Annotated in this window: 1 protein-coding gene; it reads right to left on the reverse strand. The window is 41.8% G+C overall.

Annotated elements, in window-relative coordinates; genetic code table 11:
- A partial coding sequence (locus HUO12_RS14265) for a sensor histidine kinase (RefSeq protein WP_217905311.1) occupies positions 1 to 526 on the reverse strand: 526 nt, incomplete at its 3' end.
- Positions 527 to 538 lie beyond the last annotated feature (12 nt).

Raw genomic sequence — 538 nt, forward strand, 5'->3', positions numbered from 1 at the left:
CGAAGCCTTTGCCATTATCCGCAATGGAGAGCCGAATGAAATCATCCCTGTATAACTCTATCGTAACATAGGAAGCGCCCGAGTGTTTGATGATATTGTTGATCTGTTCCTGGACAATCCTGAAAATATTAAGTTTGAATTCATAATTGATGTCCTCTTCATAAAAAGCCTCATAGAAAAATTCGATGCTCATCTGGTTCGCAACCAGTATATCCTCCACCAGTCCGTCTATTGCTTTGGCCAGACCGAAATCCTTAATCAGGGGTGTTACCAGCGCCTTTGATAATTTCCTGATCTCTTCAATGGCATTGAAAATAAACCCTGAAGACTGCTTCAGCAGTTCCTGGTGGTTATCGCTTCCCTTCAATGCTGTTGCCAGGTACATCATGGCAACAGTAAGCTGCTGGTTCACATTATCGTGTAATTCCTTACTGATTTCATAGCGTTCTTTCTCTTGTTCCCTTATAACTGCTTCAGTAATCTCTTTTTGCCTCATCTGCCTTTCTTCCTGCAGTCTTTTCTCCATTCTTCTCTTTTC

The organism is Altererythrobacter lutimaris, from assembly GCF_013371495.1.
GTDB classification, from domain to species: domain Bacteria; phylum Pseudomonadota; class Alphaproteobacteria; order Sphingomonadales; family Sphingomonadaceae; genus Erythrobacter; species Erythrobacter lutimaris_A.